Raw genomic sequence first — 21,817 nt, 5'->3', positions numbered from 1 at the left:
CTGTTACTCCAGATTCTGGACCTGTTCGCGAAACTGGTCGACAACGGCCTTCAGCTCCAACCCGATCGCGGTGACTGCGGCAGCATTCGATTTCGAACATAAAGTATTCGATTCGCGATTGAATTCCTGCGCCAGAAAATCGAGCTTGCGACCGATGGCACCTCCGGCAGAAAGCAACGCCCTGCCCGAAAACACGTGTGTCTTCAGCCGGTCGATTTCCTCGCGAATGTCGGCCTTGGTGGCAAGGAAGGCCGCTTCCATGTGGAGCCTGGTCTCATCCAACCCCGCACCGGTATCCATCAAAAGCCGAACCTGTTCGGCAATCCGCTCACGGATCACTGCCGGCTGGCGCGATGGATCCGCTTCGGCACGCAGCGTCAATGTTTCGATCGCGTCGAGCTGGCCCGAAAGCAGTGCGCGCAATGCTTCGCCCTCCCCCTGCCGTGCCTTGACAAGACCTGCAAGGGCTTCTTCGAGTGTCTCTCCGATCGCCTCATCAAGCGCCGCCCGTGTCTCCTCGGTCTCAGCCGCCTCCGGCACCTCCAGCACGCCGCGCAAGGCAAGCAATCCGTCGGCGGTCGCAGGCGCAACGCCAAACTGCTCCTGCAGTCGCTTGGCAAGACCAGCGATGTCGCTCAGGAAAGCTTCATTGACCACCGGCTGAACAGCCTGGTTGCCCATACGTCCCACAGTCAGCGTGGCTTGGAAGTTTCCACGCGCAAAGCGTTTCTGCACCGCCTGACGAACGACCTGCTCAAGCCGATCGAAGCCTGGCGGAAGACGTAGCCGGGCTTCGACACTCTTGCCGTTGACCGACTTTACTTCCCACGCAATGGCAGTGCCCTGATGATCACCGACCGCGCGCGCGAAGCCAGTCATGCTTTGCAAATTCATATCCCCGCGCCCCAAAGCACCTTTACTGGACCGTGTTCGTCCCAGTTGCCGTCGCATCACCATTTGCGCCGGGCTGCGTGGCATTTCCAGCCTTAGCTGCTTCCTCGGCCTGCTTTTTCATCAAGGCGCGATAGCGCGTGACGTTCTGGTTATGCTCGTCAAGGGTTGCTGCGAACACGTGTCCGCCATTGCCGTCAGCAACGAAGTAGAGGTCTTTCGTCTTCGACGGATTGGCCACAGCCTCAAGCGAGGCACGTCCCGGATTGGCGATCGGCGTCGGCGGCAGACCATTGATCTGGTAGGTATTGTAAGGTGTCTGCTTGTCGATGTCCGACTGGTAGATCGGCCGGTCGCCGGGCTTGCCCTTGCCGCCGAACAGGCCATAGATGATGGTCGGATCGGACTGTAGCCGCATTCCCTTGCCCAAACGGTTCAGGAACACCGCTGCGACCCGCGAGCGCTCGTCGCTGCGACCAGTCTCTTTCTCAACGATGGAGGCAAGCGTGACAAATTCTTCGATATTGGCCAGTGGAAGGTCGGTCGAACGGCGTTTCCAGATTTCCTCGACGAGTTCCTTCTGATCGGCCGAAAGCTTGTCGATCATCTGCTTGCGAGTAGCGCCCCGCGTGAAACGCAGCGTGTCGGTGGCAAGACTACCTTCCGGCGGCAGGCTGGCCGGCATATCGCCGGTCAGCGCATCTTCGGTGGCGACGCGCTGAAATGCCTGCTGGACGGTCAAGCCTTCCGGAATAGTCAGTGAGTACATAACCGACTTGCCGCTCTTCAGAAGGTTCATGATCTCGCGCATCGAGGCGCGCGGCTTGATCTCATATTCACCGGCCTTGAGCGCCTGATCGTTGCCATAGGCACGCACGCCGAGACGGAAAACACGCGCATCGCTGATCAGGCCACGCCGTTCCAGCTGATCGGCAATATCCTGCACGCCGCTGTTCGGCTTGACGAAGAAGGTGTCACCATTGGCCGATGGGCCCTGGCCAAAAAACTCCTGCCTGCCGAAATAGACCGCCGCGCCAGCGGCCAGCACCGCCAGCATGACGCAGGAAATGAGGAAGTTCATGAATACGATGATCTGGCTGCGCGATGCCCGTGACCGCTTGACCGGAGGTGGCGTACCCGCTTCTGGACGCAACGCCTCGTTGGCGGTCTTGGGGATGATCGGCGTGGTCTGCGCGGCGGCTTGGCTGACATCCTCGTTGTTCGTCGGAACAGTGTTCATGGCCCTACCGTATGTCCTATCGACGAATCCCCCAAGAATAGCGGGGAATATGGCAAAAATGACGAATTCGTCCGTCTCAAGGCTGTTGGGAGATCGGCCGAAACCGGTCAATCAGCCGTTATAACGCTGGAAGACCAGCGATGCGTTGGTACCTCCGAAGCCGAAGGAATTGGACAATGCGACATCGATCTGCCGCTTGCGCGGCGTATTGGGAACGAGATCGATCGCCGTCTCGCGCTCGGGATTGTCCAGGTTGATTGTGGCCGGCGCGATGTTGTCACGGATGGCGAGAACCGAAAAGATCGCTTCTGCGGCACCAGCGGCACCGAGCAGGTGACCGATCGACGATTTGGTGGATGACATCGACACTTTCGAGGCGGCGTTTCCGACCAAGCGTTCAACGGCGCCCAGTTCGATGGTGTCGGCCATGGTCGAAGTGCCATGCGCATTGATGTAGTCGATATCGGCGGCTGTCAGCTTGGCGCGCTTTAGCGCAGCGGTCATGCAGCGGAAAGCACCGTCGCCATCTTCGGCCGGCGCCGTAATGTGATAGGCATCGCCGGTCAGGCCATAGCCGGTGACCTCGGCATAGATCTTGGCACCGCGCGCCTTGGCGTGCTCCAGCTCTTCCAACACCACGACACCGGCACCCTCGCCCATGACGAACCCGTCACGGTCACGATCATAAGGGCGTGACGCCTTTTCCGGTGTCTCGTTGCGTTCGGTGGAAAGCGCGCGGCAAGCAGCAAAACCAGCCAGCGATAGGCGCGTGACCGGAGCTTCGGCACCACCGGCCACCATCACGTCGGCGTCGCCGAATTGAATGAGCCGTGCCGCGTCGCCGATCGCGTGCGCGCCGGTCGAACAGGCGGTCACCACTGCGTGGTTGGGGCCTTTCAGCCCATGCCGGATCGAAACCTGTCCGGAGACGAGATTGATGATCTGTCCGGGAATGAAGAAGGGGCTGATACGGCGAGGCCCCTTTTCTTGAAGGATGAGGGCGTTTTCGGCGATGCCCTCGATGCCGCCAATACCCGAACCGATCATGACGCCGGTCGCGCATTGTTCTTCGTGGGTTTTCGGCTGCCAGCCCGAATCCTTCAGCGCTTCGTCGGCGGCTGCAATCCCGTACAGGATGAAGTCGCCGATCTTGCGCAGTTCCTTGGGTTCGAGAACGGCTTCCGGATTGAAGGTGCCGTTCTCGCCATTGCCGCGCGGAATAACATGCGCGATCTTGCAGGCTAGGTCTTCGACCTCAAACTCGGTGACACGCCTGGCGGCACTACGACCGCTCAGAAGTTCCCGCCAACCGTGCTCGACCCCAACGCCATATGGCGACAGCAGGCCGAGGCCCGTAACGACGACGCGCCTCATTCCAAGCCTTTCCCGAAGACCTATGCCGGAAAGATCAGGCCGAGGCCTTGTCGATGTACTTCACGGCGTCGCCGACCGTGAGAATGGTCTCGGCCGCGTCGTCCGGGATCTCTACGCCGAACTCTTCCTCGAACGCCATGACAAGCTCAACCGTGTCGAGGCTGTCCGCGCCGAGATCGTCGATGAAGGAGGCCTGCTCCGTCACCTTGTCGGCATCGACGCCCAGATGCTCGATAACGATCTTTTTGACGCGCTCTGCGGTGTCACTCATGTTGGCATCCTTCGTTCTATGATCTGTCTTCGTTAGCGGGCACAATGCCGCTAATCAAGCTGAAAGATAGGCCGGGCTTAAACACAACAATTAAGGCCGGCTTTTGCCCGAACCGCCGGGTTGCGGGCCGCATTACACGAAAACGGCTCGGCATCCAAGGCGCGAGCATCGTTTTTCCAAAGCCGCGACGGGGCGCGGCCGCACGTCAAATCATTGCCATGCCGCCGTTGACGTGAATGGTCTGCCCCGTCACATAGGACGCTTCCTCCGAAGCGAGATAAGCGACAGCGGAGGCTACTTCGCTACCCGTTCCCATACGTTTGGCGGGAATCGCCGCCATGATCGCCTCTTTCTGCTTGTCGTTCAGCTTGTCGGTCATGGCCGATTCGATGAAGCCCGGGGCGACGCAGTTGACGGTGACGTTGCGGGTGGCGATCTCTTGCGCCAGCGATTTGGAAAAGCCGATCATGCCGGCCTTGGAAGCACAATAATTAGCCTGGCCAGGATTGCCGGTGACGCCCACGACAGAGGTGATATTGATGATGCGGCCATAGCGGCGGCGCATCATCGGATGTGTGAGCTCCCGGGTGAGGCGAAAGACGGCGGTCAGGTTGACCTCGATCACGCTGTCCCAGTCGGCATCCGACATTCGCACGAACAGGCCGTCCTTGGTGATGCCGGCGTTGTTGACCAGGATATCGACGCCCTCGAGATCGGCCTCGGCCTTCTGGCCCAGCGCCTTGACCTCGTCCCGATCGGATAGGTTCGCCGGGAACAACTTGACGCGGTCGCCGAGCTCGCCAGCCAGTGTTTCGAGCTTTTCCACACGTGTCCCGTGCAGGCCGACGATCGCGCCCTGGGCATGCAATATCCTGGCGATGGCTTCGCCGATGCCGCCGGTGGCCCCGGTGACGAGCGCCTTGCGGCCAGTCAGATCAAACATGTTTCGTCCCTTTCAAGCACGCCCTTTCACAGGGCGGGGTCATCAGGTTTCTCAGGCCATTGCCGCGACGGCCGCATCGACATCGGCAGGATTGCCGACCGCGGCTACGCCGATATCGCGATTGATGCGACGTGCCAGGCCAGAAAGCACCTTGCCGGCGCCAATCTCGTAGAGGGTGGTGACGCCATTGGCACCGAACCATTCCACGGTCTCGCGCCAGCGCACACGGCCCGTCACCTGCTCGACCAGCCGCGCCGCAATGGTTTCCGGATCACTCGTCGGCGAAACCGAAACGTTGGAGACGACAGGAACGACCGGCGCATTCTTGGTGACACCGGCCAAAGCTTCACGCATAGCTTCGGCGGCTGGCGCCATCAGCGCCGAATGGAATGGTGCCGACACCTGCAGCATCAGCGCTCGCTTGGCGCCTTTCTCGGTACAAAGCCTGGCAGCGAGTTCGACAGCGGCCTTGGCGCCCGATATGACCAATTGACCACCGCCATTGTCATTGGCGACCTGGCAGACAGAACCCTTACCGGCTTCCACACAGGCTGCTTCGACATCCGGCTGCTCAAGACCGATGATCGCAGCCATGGCACCCTCGCCCACCGGTACCGCCGACTGCATGGCGTTGCCGCGAATGCGCAGGAGCCGTGCCGTATCGGCCACCGAGACGAAGCCGGCGGCGGCAAGCGCTGAATATTCGCCGAGCGAATGGCCGGCAACGTAGGCAACCTTGTCTTTCAGCGAGAAGCCACGTGCTTCCAGCGCGCGGACAGCGGCCAGGGAGACTGCCATCAGCGCCGGTTGCGCATTGGCCGTCAATGTCAGCGTCTCCTCTGGTCCATCCCAGATCAAAGCGGACAGTTTTTCGCCGAGCGCCTCGTCGACCTCTTCGAACACGCGCCGGGATTCGGGAAAGGCGTCAGCCAGATCCTTGCCCATGCCGACCGACTGGCTGCCTTGCCCTGGAAAGGTGAACGCGACCGCCATAGAGAGCTCCAATTGCTTGATCTCGCCTGCCCTGTGCGCAAGCCCGACCGACAAGTCAAGCCCGACGCGGCTTTCGCATCCCCTTCCGGACAACACGTCCGCCCACTCGGGACGATCAATCATGATGAAAATCGAACACGATTCGTTTGCTGGCTCTTCTAAATTTCGCCACAGGAGCTAGCTTTTTGTGACATTTGAGTGACAGTTGCGTGACGGGTTTTGCGGTCGGGGGACTGGTGAGTTGGCGAAGGGATGGTCAGGGAGCGGCATGAACGCGCCGAAGCATAAGTATAATACCGCTGCCCCCGGCTTTGAGCCGGGCGAGGAAAGGCGTGCGCTGCGCTATTGCCTGGTAACTCTGGCGGCTTCAGCGGTGTTGGTGTTCGCCATCGAGTTGATCTTCCGTGGCGACCTTGCGGCCACTTTCGGCTTTTTCCTTCAGCCATTCAAGCCGGGCTGGACAACGATCATCCTGTTCACGCTCATCCTGATCGGCCTCGATGCGTTGCTCGGACGCAATCATCAAAGTCTGATGATTTTTGCGCCGCTGACCCTGGCCCTGGCCTTCATTGGCCACCAGAAATCGCGCTATCTCGGTGATCCGCTCTATCCGACCGACTTCCTTTATGCGCGCCAGATCGTCGAACTGATGCCGCTTTTGGTACGCGAGCGGCCCTGGACCGGCGTGGCGCTGGCAACCGGCATTGCCGCGACATTGGCTCTAATGGTGATGCTGTGGCGCAGTTGGCGCCGCCGCACGCCTGCGCTGCGCTACAAAGCGCGGCTGGCGCGCCTGACGGTTGCAATCCCGCTCCTCGCCTTCTTTGTCTCGATCATGGATTACGCGACCTTCTCGTGGACGCGCGACCGCCTGCAGATCATCCCGATGATGTGGGATCAGAAGGAAAACTACAATTCCAACGGCTTCGCGCTCGCTTTTGCCCTCAACGTGCCTATGGCACATGTCGGCGCGCCAGCCGGCTATTCGGAAAAAGCGATTGCAGCCATCGCCAGACCCGAGGCTGGTGCGACGGTGCCGGAGCAGAAACCCGACATCATCATGGTGATGAGCGAATCGTTCTGGGATCCCACCATTCTGCCTGGCGTCTCGATCAAGCCCGACCCGGTCGCAGCCGTGCGCCAGCTTCGTTCGGGCTCGATGCTGTCGCCGGAATTCGGCGGCATGACCGCCAATGTCGAGTTTGAAGCACTGACCGGGTTCTCCAACGCCTTCCTGCCGGCGGGATCGATCCCCTACCAGCAGTATGTGCGCGCGCCGGTACCTTCGCTTGCCACCTTCCTGAAGAGTGAGGGCTATTCCGCCAGGGCATTCCACCCCGGAACCAACTGGTTCTGGAACCGCACGGCAGTTTACACCGATTTCGGCTTCGACGATTTCCAGTCGGAAGAGACCATGCCCTATATGGAAAAGCGTGGGCCGCTCGCTTCCGACAAAGCGATGACTGACAAGCTCATTTCCGCGGCCGATGCATCCGACGAACCATTCTTCTATTTCGCCGTGAGCCTTCAGAATCATGGCCCCTACGAACCCAATCGCTACTTCGACGCCTCTCACACTGTGGAAGCGCCGATCAGCCAGTGGGCAAAGGATTCGCTTCTCTCTTACGCGGAAGGTGCGGCCGATGCCGACCGCAATCTGAAACGCTTGGTTGATTGGGCCGAAAAGCGCGATCGCCCGACCGTGATCGTCTTTTTCGGGGATCACCTGCCGCCGCTGGGGCCGGTCTACGTGGAAACTGGCTTCCTCAAAGACAATGTCGCGCCGCGCAGGGAAGCGCCTGACCAGATGAAGCTGCACCGCGAAACGCCGCTGGTCGTATGGTCAAACCGCACGGGCCTTGCCAAGGATATTGGCTCGGTCAGTCCGGCACTCCTACCCTATCATCTGCTCAAGGCCGCCGGCATCACGCACCCCTATTACACAGGCTTCCTTGGCGAGGTCAGCAAACGATATAGCGCGATCGATCGCAACGTCCTGCTTGCCACAGACAACGAAGCGACCGTCGACTGGGCAAGACAAAAGCAGATCGAGCCGCTGGTACGCGACTATCGTTATCTGCAGTACGACATGATGTTCGGCAAGCGCTGGTCGGCTCGGGATTTCTTCCCCGAGACCATAAATCGGCTGGTCGCCCACACGAGCTGACGAGCATCGACAGCCGGCGATATCGGGCAACAACCCCCGCGCGGACTTGACTTTCCGGAAGCATTCTTTATGTGTCCGGCCAAGTTTTCCGCGTCCGGGTGTTTTCCCCGTGTTCCAGCGGCTCGAACTCCAGACAATTAACGGACGAACACCATGGCCAAAGCCGCGAACATAAAGATCAAGCTTCTGTCGACCGCCGATACCGGCTTCTTCTATGTGACGAGCAAGAACAGCCGCACGAAGACCGACAAGCTGTCGTTCCGCAAGTACGACCCGGTTGCAAAGAAGCACGTCGAATTCAAGGAAACCAAGATCAAGTAATCTGGTTTCCAACTGGAATGCCGAACGCCGCCCCAGGGCGGCGTTTTTGTTTGCGCGGTTTCGCGAGACAAGCCCTCTCCCTGCCCAAGGCGTATGGCTCGCCAAGACATGGTGGCTCAATAATTCGAAGAAGAATAAGGGGGCCGGTCGGCGGATGGCAGCGGTACGAGGAGGCCACTATATGCCAACGCCGGCCGGCCGACCCCACGGACCCAGGAGATGCGGCGGACCTGAGCATCATGGGGTATCAATGGAACGTGCCGGCATCGCCCCCGCACCGAACAGTTCCTCGTTAGCGGCTGCACATTTGCGCAAGCGCTGATGAAAAGCAATACTTTCTTAACCACGCACCTAAGATTCGCGCTGGTAAGGTAAATTGCTAGCGTTACCGGCCAAACGGCCGGCTTCTCTCCCACACTACGCAGCCTTTGCCACCACCCGGTTGCGGCCGCTGTTCTTGGCTTCATACAGGGCGATATCTGCCCGCTTGATCAGATCGTTCACCGTGTCCGCCCCCTTGAGCAGACACGAAACGCCAACGCTTATGGTAATTTCAGCAGTCTTGCCTTCGCGCCCGACCGCGAAGGGTGAGCGGGCGATTTCGGCGCGAATACGCTCAGCCACCTTTTCCGCGACCGCACCTTCCGTGTCCGGCATCACGACCACGAATTCCTCACCACCAAAGCGGCAGGCCAGGTCGATGCCGCGCACATTCTTACGCAGCCGATGAGCAAATTCGCGCAACACATCATCGCCGCCATCGTGGCCATAGGTATCGTTGATCGCCTTGAAGCGATCGAGGTCGGTGATCATGAGCGACAACGGGCGCCGGCGCGCCACCGCCCGGTCGAACAGTGTCTGCAGATGGCTATCGAGATAGCGGCGATTGTGAAGGCCGGTCAGACCGTCGGTTACCGCCATCTCGATCGTCTGTGTTACAGAGGCTCGCAATTGGTCGTTGTAGCGCTTGCGGCGCACCTGCGTGCGCAACCGCGCCGTCAGCTCGTGCGGATCGATCGGCCGGGTAAGGTAATCGTTGATGCCCAGTTCCAGTCCGCGAATGACGCGATCTTCCTCACCGGGATCTGCCAGCAGCATGATCGGCACGAAGCGCGTGCGATCGAGCGAACGCAACTGCGAGCAGAGCCGGAGCGGATCGAAATCGGTGAAATCGGTGGAAACGAGGATGCATTCGTAAGGCGTTTCGGCTGCCTGGAAAAAGCCGGCATGCGGGTCTTTGACCGTATCCAGCGCCGCCTTGTTGCGCAGCACTTTCTGAATACGTTCAGTTGAGCTCTGGCGCTCGTCGATCAAAAGAACCTTGGGAAGCGAATCCTCATCGGCCAAACTGCGGCTCAGCAATTCCTCAATGCCGATGTTTTGCGTGGTCGAAGCCCGCAGGCGCAGCTCGTCGGTCAACATCTTCAGCCGAACGAGGCTCTTTACCCGCGTCATCAGTTGCAGGTCATTGACTGGCTTGGTCAGGAAATCGTCGGCACCAGCCTCCAGCCCGCGCACACGGTCGGTGATCTGGTCCAGCGCGGTGACCATGACGACCGGAATATGCGAGGTCGCCGGATCGCTTTTCAGCCGGCGGCAGACCTCGAACCCATCCATGTCCGGCATCATCACGTCGAGCAAAACGACGTCGACCTTGCCGTTTTCGCAGGTTTCAATCGCATCCGGGCCGCTCGACGCCGTCAGCACGTCGAAATACTCGGCCAGAAGCCGAACCTCGAGCAGCTTCACATTGGCCGGCACGTCGTCGACGACAAGAATACGGGCTGTCATCTCACGCGGCTCCGGGCAAACATCGGGCAACCATCAGGCATCACCCAGATAGGATTTTACAGTCTCAATGAAGCGCGGCACCGAAATCGGCTTGGAGATGTAAGCCTCGCAACCGCCTTGACGGATGCGTTCCTCATCCCCCTTCATGGCGAAAGCTGTGACGGCAATGACCGGAATGACGTGCAATTCGTCGTCCTCCTTCAGCCATTTGGTCACCTCGAGCCCCGAAACCTCCGGCAGTTGGATATCCATGAGGATCAAGTCAGGCCGGTGCTTGCGCGCCAGATCCAATGCCTCGAGGCCGTTGCGAGTGCGCACGGTTTCGTAGCCACTGGCCTCGATGAGGTCGCGAAAGAGCTTCATGTTGAGCTCGTTGTCTTCGACGATCATTACCTTCTTCGGCATATTTTCCCGCTCCGACGGCGCTCCCGCGCGGAAACCGTCGCAATGCGCTCCAACAGAGAGCGCCCAAAACCCGGTTTTACTTTAGCGCGAGATGATTGACGAAACGCAAACCGGCGGCCCGAAATCCGATCGGCTTGCCTGCAACAAAACAATAGGAACGCGACACAAGCCTTGCCCTGGGCAGAGCTTGTGACTACTTCGGGACGCAGACTCATAACCATTGTCGGAATCAAAGGTAGCGATGGCAGACGCAGCGTCAATGCGCGAACAGGCTGAGGCTCTTGCGATCGATGCGCTGGCTTTCGTTGCCGGCGATGCTGAACTCCTGCCGCGCTTCCTGGCGATCACCGGTATCGAGGCAAGTTCCATCCGGCGCGCAGCCACCGAACCCGGCTTTCTCGCCGGCGTATTGCAATTCGTTCTGGCGCACGAGCCGACCTTGATGCGCTTCTGTGAAGAAACCGGCACAGCGCCGGCATCAGTGGGCAAGGCGCTACGCGCCCTGCCCCTCGGCAACCAAGATGACTATGAGCGTTCGACATGAGCGATGACCCCGAGACAGCCCGCCAGATCGCGGAATTGGCAAGCGATGATCGGCCCCTGCTGGTACTCGATGTCGATGACGTGATCCTTGAATTCATCCGGCCGTTTCCGCGTTTTCTGGAGGTCCGCGGCTATGACCTGACCTTCGCTTCGTTCCGCTTGACCGGCAATGTCGCAGAGAAGGCCACGGGACGCGTGGCGGAGCAGCACGAAGTGCATACCCTGCTCGACGATTTCTTCGCCGGTCAGGCCGAATGGCAATATCTGGCCGAAGGCGTCGCGGACACGCTGCGTTCGCTGGAAGAACGGGCAGAGATCGTGCTTCTGACAGCAATGCCGCACAAGCATCGCTCAGCGCGGCGCGCGCATCTCGACCAGCTCGGACTTCGCTATCCGCTGCTCACCACCGAAATGGCCAAAGGGCCGGCTGTGGCGAAGCTTCGCGGCGACAAGGGACGCCCTGTCGCCTTCGTCGACGACCAGCCCAACAACCTGATTTCAGCACGGGGTTCGGTCATCGACGCGCACCTGTTCCATCTGATGGCCGATAACTCGCTGCGCGCATTCCTGCCGCCGCTGCCCGACGATCTGATCGTCGTACAGGATTGGCATGAAGCGGCCCCGAAGATTGCGCATGCGCTGGGCATTTAGGAAACTTACGCAACTCGAGGACATCTCAATCAAAAAGCCCCGCTTGGCGTATCAAGCGGGGCTTTTTGATTCATGCGGCAAGGCTGCCCTTAGCCGATTTCTTACTGTTGCGCAGGTTGCTGTGGAGCCTGCTCCGGCTGATCCGCTCCTTCCGAAGGTTCGGTGGTATCCTGCGCCGGATCGGTGCCTTCTTCCTGAATCGCTTCATCGTCGGTCACGCCTTCCTGGGAAGGATCGACGACCGGGTCAGCAGCCTTCACGGTGACGCCGTTGACAACAACAGTGCCGTCCGGCTTGGCATTCAACGCCCATTCAATGCGGCCATCCGGCAATGTCTTGGCAAACCCCTTCATCGCCAATGCCGCTGCGACCGCGTTGCTGGCATCCGGCGTCGTCTTGGCAGCCTCTTGCAGCTTTTCGACGATCTTGTCATAGCCCGACACCGTAATGGTCAGATCCATGTCCGGCTTCTTGGTCGGATCCGGCTTGTCGAACGGAAAGCGAACCTCGCCGTTGAATGCAATCTCGGTATCCTTGTTCTTGATGATGCTGGGCTCTATCAACACCTTCGGCGATTTGGCCAGGAACTCTGCCCCGATCTTGTCGCCGAAATCTTCGGGCAGCGGCGGCTCCTTGGTCAAGTCGAACGTGTCGATGGCCTTTCTGGCCATTGTATCGAGATCGAGATTGGAGCCACCGAAGTTGAGTTCGATGTCAGTCGGCAATAGCGAGACACTCCATGCCGGCAACATCTGCGCGGCGATCGCGGGCACGGTAAGGCCGCTGGCCTTGAGGCCATAGCTCAGTTTGCCATTCTGGCTCACGCCATCGGCGCCGAATTTGGCGACCATCTCGGTCATCCCGAACTCGCCGAGCGGCGTACCGACCTTGAAATCCCTGAAATTGTAGGCGCCATCGAAACGCTGCCAGACCGGCAGCGCAGCCAGAAGCAGCGTCTTCAATTCCGCCTGATTCGCCTTGACCTTGGCTTCTTCCTGGTTGGCGACGCCAAAGGCGACAAGATCCAGTATGGCACGGCTGCGTAGCCCCTTTGCTGTCGCATCCACAGCAAAGCTCGGCGAATGGAAGGTCAGCGGGACTTTCATGCCACTTTCAGGATCGTCGATCGTCACCGTCTCGCTGAAATCGGCCACAGTCTGGTTCATGGTGAAATCGACGCCACCATCCGCAGCCTTTGCGCCCGTTCCCGTCATCGTGGTGGCACCTGCGCTTGCCTGCACGTTCGATTTCGGGTCCTTCGACGTCATGGTCATGCCGGCCATCGACGATGTCACGGCGGTGAACGCCGCCAGAGCCGGATCGTAAAGACCGGAGAACTTTCCGTCCTTGATCTCGATCTCGGTATTCTGCTGTCCTTCGGGAGTTTTTACCTCGAACGTTCCCTTGGCAGGCAGCACGCTGGACACATCCCAACTGCCGTCGGTGCGTGGCTTCACCGCGAGCACATAGGCAGGCACGTCGAATTTGACGAAATCCTGCTTGGGGAACGCATTCACAAGTGCCTTGAAATCGATCGTAAGCTGATAGGCGTCGCCTTTCGGCTCGACCTTGATCACGCCCTTTTCGAAAGCCTGGCTGCCGAAGTAGCGGGAAATATCCTTCTGAACCTGAGCTGCACCCTGGCTATCGATGCCCTGGCCAAAAGCCGGAGCGCAGATCGCCAGAGCGGAAACAGTCGTCAATATGCGGCGCACTTATGGTCTCCACTTCTATTCAAGGTAACGGGAAAACCCGCTCCAATCGGCTCCTTCGTAGGAAATTACCGCCACAACCACAAGGCGACATGACAATCCGCACCAAACTGGCGCAGGGCCAGAGCCAACGCAAAACACAGGGCAACGAGCCCCGGCTTTTGTTTCTTCAGGATGTTAGGACCAGCCGCATCAACGGGCGTCCTGCCTTACGCTCGACAAGCCGTTCGAAGCCGGCCTTTTCGAAGACCCGGGATGAGCCCACGAAAAGACCGAGCGAGCGCGAATCGCGCGAGAGATCGATCGGGCAAGCCTCGATCTGCCGTGCGCCGCGGCTCCGCGCAAAGTCAATGCCGCCAGAAACAAGCCGGTGGGTCAGACCTTGGCCACGCATTTTCATGCGGATGAAGAAGCACGAAATTGCCCAGACGCCGAGATCATCCGCATCCGAGGGCTGGACCGGCGCGGATCCCCTTCCCTTGTTGTTCCATTCGGGAATGTCGGCGCGCGGCCCGATCTGCATCCAGCCATGCGCGGTACCATCCTCCACCGCCAACAAGCCGGGTGGCGGCCCGGCTTCGATGCGCGCCTTGATGTGATCCTTGTTGCTTTGTCGGTTACTCGCCCGGCGCATAGCCGGTGGCAGCCTGAAATGTGTGCACCAGCAACCGTAGCATGCACCCTGCTTGCCAAACAGATCTTCGAACTGAGGCCAGAAATCCGGCGTCAAAGGGTGGATTTCGATGTTCATGACTTGTCCCTCCGGTCGCATTGCGTGTCCCGGCCGTGTAGACTAGCTTGCACTTGTTCTCTTTATGTTCGCAGTGATGGCGGCACCTGTCAACGATCCCGAGCATGGTTTTTGTCGCGACTGCCTGACGCCCCAGCGCAGCAGGACGATGCGGTGCGAGCGTTGCGGCAGTCCCCGCGTCGTCCGTCACCCCGAACTCCACCGGCTGCATATTGCCCATATCGACTGTGACGCCTTCTACGCAGCCGTTGAAAAACGCGACAATCCGGCCTTGCGCGACAAGCCGGTGATCATCGGCGGCGGCAAGCGTGGCGTCGTGTCGACAGCCTGCTACATCGCCCGCATCCAGGGCGTGCGCTCGGCGATGCCGATGTTCAAGGCTCTCGAGGCCTGCCCCGAGGCGGTCGTCATCAAGCCGGACATGGAAAAATACGTGCGCGTCGGGCGCGAGGTGCGCGCCATGATGCTGGCACTCACCCCGCAAGTGGAACCGATCTCGATCGATGAAGCCTTTCTCGATCTGGCCGGCACGGAAAAGCTGCATGGTCTGCCCCCTGCCATGGTATTGGCGCGCTTCTCACAGGCGGTCGAAAAAGACATCGGCATCTCCGTTTCGGCCGGACTTTCATATTGCAAGTTCCTGGCCAAGATCGCGTCCGATTTCCGCAAACCCCGCGGCTTCGCGGTGATCGGCAGGGAGGAGGCCGTTACCTTCCTCGCCGAGCAGCCCGTGACCATGATCTGGGGGGTGGGCAAGGCTTTTGCCGAAGTCCTGGCACGCGACGGTATCCGCATGATCGGTCAGTTGCAGAAGATGGAGCGCGGCGACCTCATGGGCCGTTACGGCGTCATGGGCGATCGGCTCTACCGGCTGTCACGTGGCCAGGACGATCGCCGCGTCGAACCAGATCACGACGCCAAGAGCGTCTCTGCCGAAACCACCTTTGACACCGACCTGGCCACGATGGATGACCTTGTGCCGGTGCTGCGTGCCCTGTCTGAAAAAGTCTCGGCGCGCCTGAAGAAAGCCGGCATTGCCGGCCGCACGGTCGTGCTCAAGCTCAAGACTCACGATTTCAAGACCCGCACCCGCAACCGCCAGCTTGGCGATCCAACCCGCCTTGCAGACCGCATATTCTCAACGGGGCTCGATCTGCTGCGCAGGGAAACCGACGGCACCAAATATCGGCTTCTGGGTGTCGGCGTCAGCGATCTCTCCAATGATGAAAAGGCCGATCCGCCTGATCTTGTCGACCTGCAGTCGCGCAAGCGCGCGCTGGCCGAAGGCGCGATCGATACTTTGCGCGACAAGTTCGGACGCAAGGCAGTGGAGACTGGCTACACCTTCGGCAAAGGTCATCGCGGCCGCCCTGCCCGTCCCGACGAAGATGAAGGCCCTGAAGTCCAGCACCCCTGGGAGCGCATCTGAAATCCTCGTCGCTTGGCTCATGCGAAAGGCTGGCCTAGCGATTGTGGTGCGACCACCGATCTGCCAGACAATCGCACATGGCACCGGCCCCCTCGATTCCCAAAGCCGCATTCTGGATGGCGCTGTCGATCGCGTCCTTCCTGCTGATGTCGGTCGCGGGGCGTATGACAACCAGCGTGCTCAGTGTCTTTCAGGTGCTGGAACTGCGCTCTGTGATTGGCTGGTTCATCCTGCTGCCGCTGGTTCTGGCCAGAGGTGGCTTTGCAGCCATGGCATCGCGAAGACTGCCGCTGCATCTCGCGCGCAATATCGTCCACTATGTCGGCCAAGGCGCATGGCTCTATGCTTTAACGCTGATACCGCTCGGCGTGCTGGTCTCCATCGAGTTCACGACACCGATCTGGACCGCGCTGCTGGCGGTGCTTTTCCTCGGCGAAAGGCTGAATCGGTTTCGCATCGCCTCGATCGTCCTCGGCTTGATCGGCGTGATCATCATCGTGCGGCCGAGCACCGGCTCGATCGAGCCGGGCCATCTCATCGTGCTGGGCGCAGCCGTGTTCTTCGGCGCCTCAGTAGTGATGGTCAAGGCGCTCACGCGCACCGACAGCGTGGTGCGCATCATTTTCTGGATGCTGGTGGTGCAATCGGTCCTGGGACTGATCCCTGCCCTCATCGAGTGGCGTAACCCGCCTCCCGAAATCTGGCCGTGGCTGTTCGTCATCGGTTTCACCGGTATGTCCTCGCATTTCTGTATGGCGCGAGCGCTTACCTACGCGGACGCGACCTTGATCTCGCCGATGGATTTCCTGCGCGTGCCGCTATCGGCACTGATCGGATGGCTGCTCTATCAGGAGCAAATCGACGCCTTCACCGCAGGCGGCGCCGTACTCATCCTGATGGGCAATCTGCTCAATCTGCCACGCCGTTCAGCAAAAATGGCAGCAGCAACGGCAGACTGACCAAACGGGATTGCGTCAAAGCAAAAAACTGGAGCGTTTCCGCGTTTCTGTGAAAACGGAAACGCTCCAAGATCAGTTACGTTTCAGATCGACTTGGGCCGTGACCACCGACTTGCCCGTCGTCGCATCCTTGTCGATGGTGACGATACGCATGGCATTCTGGCCAAGCTTTTCGACCCGCATTTCGGCGCTCCGGTCGCCATTGACCGGCTTGGCCCAGCGGATGCCGAGGTTGAGAACATCCCCTCGGCGTTGGCCGGAAAGCGCAGCGGGACCGGTTCTTGAGCCGATATAGGTGCCGCCGTAACGCTGGCCATCGGCTTTCAGGCGGACACCGATGCTGCGCGAGATGAGCACCATGCCGCGGCATTTGCCATCGAGCGTAAGCGAGACAGTGCTTGATTTGGCGGCGAAGGAACAGGAAACACTGACCGCCGGAGCCTTGGTGTTGACGCGGAAACTGCCCTTGCCGGTCCATTTGCCACCCAGTGTGGTGAGGAAGGCAGGTTCCGCGGCGTTCGTCGGTTGCGCGAGCAACAGCGTGGCCAGCGCGGCGGTCAGGCAAAGGCGGATCGACATTCGTTCTCTTCCCCTTGAATCACGAGAGCCCCCTGCACCGCTTTTCGGCATCGTGTATTTCAGTTTTGTGTCAGCGCTGTCAGTCGCCTTCATCCGGTATATTGAGGATATGACCGCAAGCCTTGCAGTGCACGGCATCGGGCTCATGGCGCTGTAACCCGCATTGTGGGCAAGGAAACAGCACTTTGGCCGGGCGGAATACAGCTTGAGCCAGCCGTACAAACAGCGAGATACCGGTAATCATGGTGACGATAGCGGTGAGTTTGCCGGCGATACCCGGCAGCACGATATCGCCGAAGCCGGTGGTCGTCACTGTCGCCACCGTGAAATAGAGCGCATCGACATAGCCAGCAAGGCCGGAAGCCTGCCGGAAGAAGAAAGTGTAGACGAAACCGGTTACGACGAACAGGAACGTCAGCAGATTGATGACGGCCTGCGTGGTTTCACGCCATGCCAGGAACCGGCCAGAACCAAAATGCCGCCACAACACGCCGCTGCGCGACAGCGACCAAAGTCTCAGGATGCGCAGGAAGCTGAGGTTGGCGAGCGCCGTCGGGAACAACAGCGTAAGCAGGATGAAGATATCAACCCAGGTCGTCGGCTGCCGCATCAGACGCAGCATATCCGTCGAAGCAAGCAGGCGCGCCAGAAGGTCGGCGGCGACAAGCACGGCCACGGCATAATCCAGCCATAGGAAGGACGCGGAGTTCTGCAGCAGCGGTGTTGCGATGAAGAAGGCGATGATGACAAGGTCGATCAGGACCACCATGGCCTGGAAGCGAACCGCTTCTGGCGAGCGGCCGTGATAGAGCCGGCGCAGGCGATCACGCAGTCTCGCCAGAGAAGAACCGTTCGTGGCTTCAGGCTTCGCTTCAGCTGCCATTGCTATCGGGTAACGTCAGCCACGTCGCTCGTCCAGCGTTTTCCAGATCGGTTTTGCGCGCCTATACGAGTTCGACTTCGATGACTCCCGGTACGGCTCGCATGGCCGAAGCCACCTGAGGCGATATGCGGTAACGATTTGGCAGTTCGATTTCGACTTCGCCTTGCCCATCATCCTTGATCAGCACGAAGGAAACCTGTCCCTCGCCTTTTACCGTAAGCTGGCCGGCCAACGTGTTGAGCGGGCTGACATCGCGCAGAAAAATGCGAAGCGCTTTCTGGATACGGCTCGCCTCGTCTTCCAGCGATTGCACTGTCTGGATGCGCAGATTGACGCCTTCCGGCCTGTCTTCCGCCGCAACGGTGATGACGACGGATTTGCCGGCTTCCAGCATATCCCGATATTGCGCGAGCGTTTCCGAGAACATCACGGCCTCGTATTGACCCGTCATGTCGGAGAAATTGACGACGCCCATCTTGTTGCCGGTGCGGGTCTTGCGTTCCTGCTTGGCCGTGACCGTTCCGGCAAGCCGGCCAGCGGAGGCGCCACGCTTCACGGCGGCCGAGAATTCCGCCCAGTTCTGCACCCGCATCTTCTGGAGCGCTGCCTTGTATTCATCAAGCGGATGCGCCGACAGGTAGAAGCCGACCACCTGGAATTCGCGGTGCAGGCGGTCCGCCGGTAACCACGGTTCGGTCACCGGCAAATTGAGCGCCTGAGACTGCGCGCCCAACGAGGCTCCGAAGATGTCTGCCTGTCCCGAGGTGGCATTCTGCTGCGCCAGCGCGGCCAGCCCCATCATGCGCTCGACGCCAGCGATCATCTGTGCGCGATCGTGCCCGAAACAGTCGAGCGCACCGGCCATGATCAGGCTTTCGAAGACGCGCTTGCCGACGATCTTGGGGTCGATGCGCTCACAGAAGTCGGCGAGATTCTTGAAGGGCCCATCCTTGCGCTTTTCGACGATGTGCTCGACGGCGGCATCGCCGACGCCCTTCAGTGCAGCGAGTGAGTAGAAAATCTTGTTTTCGCCCACCTCGAAATCGCGGAAGCTGGTCAGAACCGAAGGTGCTACCACCTCGATGCCCAGCCGCATCGCATCCTGGCGGAAATCCGCCAGCTTGTCGGTGTTCGACATATCGAGCGTCATCGATGCTGCCAGGAATTCCACCGGGTAATGCGCCTTGAGATAGGCGGTCTGGTAGGAAACGATGGCGTAGGCGGCAGCGTGCGATTTGTTGAAGCCATAGTCGGCGAACTTTGCCAGCAGGTCGAAAATGAAATCAGCCTGCGGCTTGGCGACACCGCGCTCGACGGCGCCGGCAACGAAGATATCGCGCTGCTTGTCCATTTCGGCACGGATCTTCTTGCCCATGGCGCGGCGCAGCAGGTCGGCCTGGCCGAGCGTGTAGCCGGCAAGCTCCTGCGCGATCTGCATCACCTGTTCCTGGTAGACGATGACGCCCTGCGTCTCCCTAACCAGGTGATCGATCTTGGGATGGATCGATGCGATCTCCTCTTCGCCATGCTTGCGCGCATTGTAGGTCGGGATGTTCTCCATCGGGCCCGGCCGATAGAGCGCCACCAGTGCGATGATGTCCTCGATACGGTCGGGCCGCATGCCGATCAGCGCCTTGCGCATGCCGGCACTTTCAACCTGGAACACGCCGACGACCTCACCGCGCGACAGCATGGCGTAGGTCTGCTGATCGTCGATCGGGATCGTGGCAAGATCGATGTCGACGCCGCGGCGGCGTATCAGCTTCACCGCCTTATCCAGCACCGTCAGCGTCTTCAGGCCGAGGAAGTCGAACTTCACCAGCCCGGCGTCCTCGACCTTCTTCATGTTGAACTGCGTGACCGGCATGTCCGAGCGCGGATCGCGGTACATCGGCACCAGTTCCGACAGCGGACGGTCGCCGATGACGATGCCGGCGGCGTGCGTTGAGGCATGACGGTAAAGCCCTTCCAGCTTCTGCGCCATCTCGAGCAGCGTGTTGACGATCGGCTCCTTTTCCGCCTCCTCGGCGAAACGCGGCTCATTGGCAATGGCATCCGCCAGCTTCACCGGATTGGCCGGATTCTGCGGCACCATCTTGCAGAGCCGGTCGACCTGGCCATAGGGCATTTGCAACACGCGGCCGACGTCACGCAGGACGGCGCGGGCCTGCAGCGTACCGAAAGTGATGATCTGACCGACCTGGTCTCGGCCGTATTTGCCCTGCACGTAGCGGATCACCTCTTCGCGGCGATCCTGGCAGAAGTCGATGTCGAAGTCCGGCATCGAGACACGATCGGGATTGAGGAAGCGCTCGAACAGCAGCGAGAATTGCAACGGATCAACGTCGGTGATGAGGAGTGCGTAGGCGACCAGCGAGCCGGCGCCGGAACCGCGCCCCGGGCCGACGGGAATGTCATGCTGTTTCGCCCATTTGATGAAGTCCGACACGATCAGGAAGTAGCCGGGAAACTTCATGCGCTGGATGATGCCGATCTCGAACTCCAGCCGCTCGCGATACTGCTCCTCCGTAAAGCCTCCACAAAGGCCGCGCTCTGCGAAGCGCCTCGCAAGCCCGTCTCGGGCCTGCCGCGCCAGTTCCTCGGCCTCGGCCCTCTCGGCGGCTTCAGCATCGGCCACATCGGCGCCGGCAAACCTTGGCAGAATTGGCTTGCGGTTCTTCGGATAGTAAGAGCAGCGCTGCGCGATCTCGATCGTGTTGTCGATCGCTTCGGGCAGGTCAGCGAACAGCCGCGCCATCTCTGCCTGGGTCTTCAGATAATTGTCAGGCGTCAGCCGGCGGCGCTCGTCGGCCGCGATCACCGAACCTTCCGCGATGGCGATCAACGCATCATGCGCTTCGAAATCGTCACGCGACGAGAAAAACGCCTCGTTGGTCGCCACCAGCGGCAAGTCGTGGCGATAGGCAAGTTCGACGGTGGCGTGCTCTATACCGCGATCATAGCCCGCCATGCGTTCCAGTTCGACATAGAGCCGGTCGCCGAACAGGGCCTTGAGGGTCAGCAGTCGAGCCTCGGCCAGATCCTTGCGGTCGTCGCGCAAGGCTGCGCCGATCGGGCCACGCGGCCCACCGGTCAAACAGATGACGCCTTCGACAACTTCCGCAACCATGTCGGTCGTGACATGCACCGGCTCACCGGAAGGCGTCTCCAGATAGGCCCGGCTGATCAGCCGCACCAGATTGGCATAGCCATCCTCGTTTGCGGCGATAAGCACGACGGGGCGTAGATCAGGCCCCTGCTTGCGACGGTCGCGTTGTCCATCATTGCTCTCACCGCAAAAGGCCAGGTCGATCTGGCTGCCCATGATCGGCTGGATGCCGTCTTTCACCGCCTTCTGTGCGAACTCCAGCGCTCCGAACAGGTTGTTGGTGTCGGTGACAGCGATAGCCGGTGCCTGGTCCTTGATGGCGTGACCAACGATTGGACCAAGTTGCAGGGCGCCTTCCAGCAACGAATAGGCCGAATGAACCCGCAGGTGAATGAACGGGCGCGCGGGAATTTCTTCCCTTTTTGGGGCCATTGCCTCGCGTTTGAGAGGATCGCGTATTCTGACTTCGTTTGTCACTGCTCAACCGATCTGGCCAACGAATCTTGGTCTGCCTCACCCAATCTAATCAGCCGATCCGCGCCTCGCCACATCCATCCTCCGGGTCGACCCCTCGACCACAGAAAAGACCCTCGGGCACGGGTAATACGGGCACTCATATCAGCCCGTGTGAAATGCTTCACAGTATTCCGAACGCGATCCTGCCACGATCACCCTCGTAAGCTATTGGTTTACCCAACGCGGGGGATGCTTGCCCGGGCCTGTGTTTATGTCGTGCCTGACGGCGAGCGGACCAACTGGTAGCCTGACGAGATGACCCAGCGGGCGCTCCAAGCGTTTGCTGGGC

At 60.2% G+C, this 21,817-nt stretch carries 19 protein-coding genes; 6 read left to right on the top strand and 13 right to left on the bottom strand.

Features of this window, described 5'->3' with window-relative positions:
- Positions 1–3: 3 nt before the first annotated feature.
- The 6 genes from ACFWXH_RS12795 to fabD all read right to left on the bottom strand — a co-directional run bounded on the left by ACFWXH_RS12795 (position 4) and on the right by fabD (position 5,712).
- Positions 4–894 carry a YicC/YloC family endoribonuclease gene (locus ACFWXH_RS12795; protein WP_379120653.1) on the bottom strand — a complete coding sequence of 297 codons (891 nt, stop codon included), beginning with the start codon at positions 892–894 and terminating at the stop codon, positions 4–6.
- Between the two features lie 22 nt (positions 895–916).
- On the bottom strand, positions 917–2,131 hold the full coding sequence (gene mltG / locus ACFWXH_RS12790) for an endolytic transglycosylase MltG (RefSeq protein ID WP_379120651.1): 1,215 nt from the start codon (positions 2,129–2,131) through the stop codon (positions 917–919).
- A 111-nt stretch (positions 2,132–2,242) separates the two neighbouring features.
- Positions 2,243–3,505 (bottom strand): beta-ketoacyl-ACP synthase II, encoded by a 1,263-nt coding sequence (gene fabF / locus ACFWXH_RS12785; RefSeq protein ID WP_379120649.1) that lies wholly within the window; start codon positions 3,503–3,505, stop codon positions 2,243–2,245.
- Between the two features lie 34 nt (positions 3,506–3,539).
- Positions 3,540–3,776: an acyl carrier protein gene (locus tag ACFWXH_RS12780; protein ID WP_006203723.1), complete on the bottom strand. Its 237-nt coding sequence runs from the start codon at positions 3,774–3,776 to the stop codon at positions 3,540–3,542.
- A 205-nt stretch (positions 3,777–3,981) separates the two neighbouring features.
- Complete coding sequence (fabG, locus tag ACFWXH_RS12775) at positions 3,982–4,719, bottom strand: 3-oxoacyl-[acyl-carrier-protein] reductase (protein ID WP_379120647.1); 738 nt, start codon at positions 4,717–4,719, stop codon at positions 3,982–3,984.
- Between the two features lie 51 nt (positions 4,720–4,770).
- Positions 4,771–5,712 (bottom strand): ACP S-malonyltransferase, encoded by a 942-nt coding sequence (gene fabD, locus ACFWXH_RS12770; protein WP_379120645.1) that lies wholly within the window; start codon positions 5,710–5,712, stop codon positions 4,771–4,773.
- Positions 5,713–5,980: 268 nt separating this feature from the next.
- Here fabD and ACFWXH_RS12765 point away from each other — a divergent pair, with 268 nt between their 5' ends.
- A complete protein-coding gene (locus ACFWXH_RS12765) occupies positions 5,981–7,879 on the top strand; it encodes an LTA synthase family protein (protein ID WP_379120642.1) in 1,899 nt (632 codons plus the stop codon).
- 153 nt (positions 7,880–8,032) lie between these two features.
- Positions 8,033–8,200 (top strand): 50S ribosomal protein L33, encoded by a 168-nt coding sequence (gene rpmG, locus ACFWXH_RS12760; RefSeq protein WP_006201775.1) that lies wholly within the window; start codon positions 8,033–8,035, stop codon positions 8,198–8,200.
- Between the two features lie 417 nt (positions 8,201–8,617).
- Here the strand turns inward: rpmG and ACFWXH_RS12755 are convergent, their stop codons facing one another.
- Positions 8,618–9,991 (bottom strand): PleD family two-component system response regulator, encoded by a 1,374-nt coding sequence (locus tag ACFWXH_RS12755; protein WP_054310982.1) that lies wholly within the window; start codon positions 9,989–9,991, stop codon positions 8,618–8,620.
- A 33-nt stretch (positions 9,992–10,024) separates the two neighbouring features.
- Positions 10,025–10,396 carry a response regulator gene (locus tag ACFWXH_RS12750; RefSeq protein WP_024926172.1) on the bottom strand — a complete coding sequence of 124 codons (372 nt, stop codon included), beginning with the start codon at positions 10,394–10,396 and terminating at the stop codon, positions 10,025–10,027.
- 241 nt (positions 10,397–10,637) lie between these two features.
- Here ACFWXH_RS12750 and ACFWXH_RS12745 point away from each other — a divergent pair, with 241 nt between their 5' ends.
- Complete coding sequence (locus ACFWXH_RS12745) at positions 10,638–10,940, top strand: DUF3572 domain-containing protein (RefSeq protein WP_379120638.1); 303 nt, start codon at positions 10,638–10,640, stop codon at positions 10,938–10,940.
- Positions 10,937–11,590, top strand: coding sequence for a hypothetical protein (locus ACFWXH_RS12740; protein ID WP_379120636.1), 654 nt, complete (start codon positions 10,937–10,939; stop codon positions 11,588–11,590). Before ACFWXH_RS12745 ends, ACFWXH_RS12740 begins: the two co-directional genes overlap by 4 nt.
- Before the next feature lie 101 nt (positions 11,591–11,691).
- Here the strand turns inward: ACFWXH_RS12740 and ACFWXH_RS12735 are convergent, their stop codons facing one another.
- Entirely contained in the window at positions 11,692–13,305 is a 1,614-nt protein-coding gene (locus ACFWXH_RS12735) for a hypothetical protein (protein ID WP_379120634.1), read from the bottom strand.
- Positions 13,306–13,471: 166 nt separating this feature from the next.
- On the bottom strand, positions 13,472–14,053 hold the full coding sequence (locus ACFWXH_RS12730) for a GNAT family N-acetyltransferase (RefSeq protein ID WP_379120632.1): 582 nt from the start codon (positions 14,051–14,053) through the stop codon (positions 13,472–13,474).
- A 64-nt stretch (positions 14,054–14,117) separates the two neighbouring features.
- Here ACFWXH_RS12730 and ACFWXH_RS12725 point away from each other — a divergent pair, with 64 nt between their 5' ends.
- The gene (locus tag ACFWXH_RS12725) at positions 14,118–15,482 is read left to right on the top strand and encodes a DNA polymerase IV (RefSeq protein WP_379120630.1); all 1,365 of its coding nucleotides are present in this window, start codon (positions 14,118–14,120) and stop codon (positions 15,480–15,482) included.
- Between the two features lie 77 nt (positions 15,483–15,559).
- Entirely contained in the window at positions 15,560–16,441 is an 882-nt protein-coding gene (locus ACFWXH_RS12720) for a DMT family transporter (protein ID WP_379120628.1), read from the top strand.
- A 72-nt stretch (positions 16,442–16,513) separates the two neighbouring features.
- On the opposite strand, the gene ACFWXH_RS12715 is transcribed toward ACFWXH_RS12720, so the two are convergent.
- The 3 genes from ACFWXH_RS12715 to dnaE all read right to left on the bottom strand — a co-directional run bounded on the left by ACFWXH_RS12715 (position 16,514) and on the right by dnaE (position 21,444).
- Positions 16,514–17,020: a hypothetical protein gene (locus ACFWXH_RS12715; RefSeq protein WP_379120626.1), complete on the bottom strand. Its 507-nt coding sequence runs from the start codon at positions 17,018–17,020 to the stop codon at positions 16,514–16,516.
- A gap of 79 nt (positions 17,021–17,099) precedes the next feature.
- A complete protein-coding gene (locus tag ACFWXH_RS12710; RefSeq protein WP_379120624.1) occupies positions 17,100–17,903 on the bottom strand; it encodes a potassium channel family protein in 804 nt (267 codons plus the stop codon).
- A gap of 61 nt (positions 17,904–17,964) precedes the next feature.
- Positions 17,965–21,444 carry a DNA polymerase III subunit alpha gene (dnaE, locus tag ACFWXH_RS12705; protein WP_379120622.1) on the bottom strand — a complete coding sequence of 1,160 codons (3,480 nt, stop codon included), beginning with the start codon at positions 21,442–21,444 and terminating at the stop codon, positions 17,965–17,967.
- Between the last annotated feature and the right edge of the window lie 373 nt (positions 21,445–21,817).

Origin of the sequence: Mesorhizobium sp. NPDC059054, assembly GCF_042739215.1 — a bacterium.
Lineage (GTDB): Bacteria > Pseudomonadota > Alphaproteobacteria > Rhizobiales > Rhizobiaceae > Mesorhizobium.
The sequence above is the reverse complement of the archived record's forward strand: the minus strand, read 5'-3'. Positions and strand labels throughout refer to the sequence as shown.